Genomic DNA, 868 nt, shown 5'->3' with positions numbered 1-868 from the left:
AGCCCTCGTTTACGTGTTCAGTTCGAAACACTCTTTGAAAAATTTGCCGGTAACGACACAGAAGTTCAGCTAGAAGACATTACCGACGCTTTGTTTTGTACGCGACGAAATGCGCGTATCGTTCTCAATAAGCTCGAAGAAGAAGGGTGGATAGAATGGCACCCGGCGGCTGGCCGAGGAAAACTATCCAAACTGATCTTTAAACGCAATCGTAGTGACGTAAGCGAAAACTTAGCGAGACGCTATCTAGACGAAGGAAAGATTGGACAGGCGCTCGATGCGTTAGACAATGACGCCGCACGTTTAACCCAGGTGATTCAAGGTTATTTGGGATTGCAGCATCGACAAGGCGAGCAAGTCGTGAGATTGCCTTATTACCGACCGTTAGCCATGCTGAATCCGCAAAAGCCGATGCGTCGCTCAGAGCAACACATCGCGCGACAAGTTTTTAGCGGTTTAACGCGTCTTGATGAAAACGAACAACTTCAACCGGATCTCGCACATACGTGGGAGGCGCTTTCTGACACTCATTGGCGTTTCTATTTGCGTCGTGGCGTACGCTTCCATAATGGTGAACCACTCACGACAGATTGTGTTGTAGAGAGCATTCTTGCCTTGAGTGGATTGAATTTGTTCTCTCACATTCAGCAAGTTTCGTCACCACAGCCTTGGACCGTTGATATTAAGCTTGTTCGTCCAGATCGCTATTTACCGTTAGCATTGAGCGAGTCTCAAGCCAAAGTCTTATTGCCACAAGCGCTTCGCTCTGAGGATTTTGACCGTAAGCCTATTGGCACAGGTCCGTTCCAAGTGAAAGTGAACGACGACAAACGCCTTATCCTTACTGCTTTCGATGGTTACTTTGGGT

General features: G+C 47.8%; 1 protein-coding gene. It reads left to right on the top strand.

The window, feature by feature from the left end; all coding sequences use genetic code 11:
- A partial coding sequence (locus tag R7Q11_RS25365) for an SgrR family transcriptional regulator (protein WP_225466903.1) occupies positions 1–868 on the top strand: 868 nt, incomplete at both ends.

The organism is Vibrio sp. 970, assembly GCF_033339075.1.
Note: the sequence above shows the minus strand (reverse complement) of the source record. Positions and strands in the feature narration are given on the sequence as shown.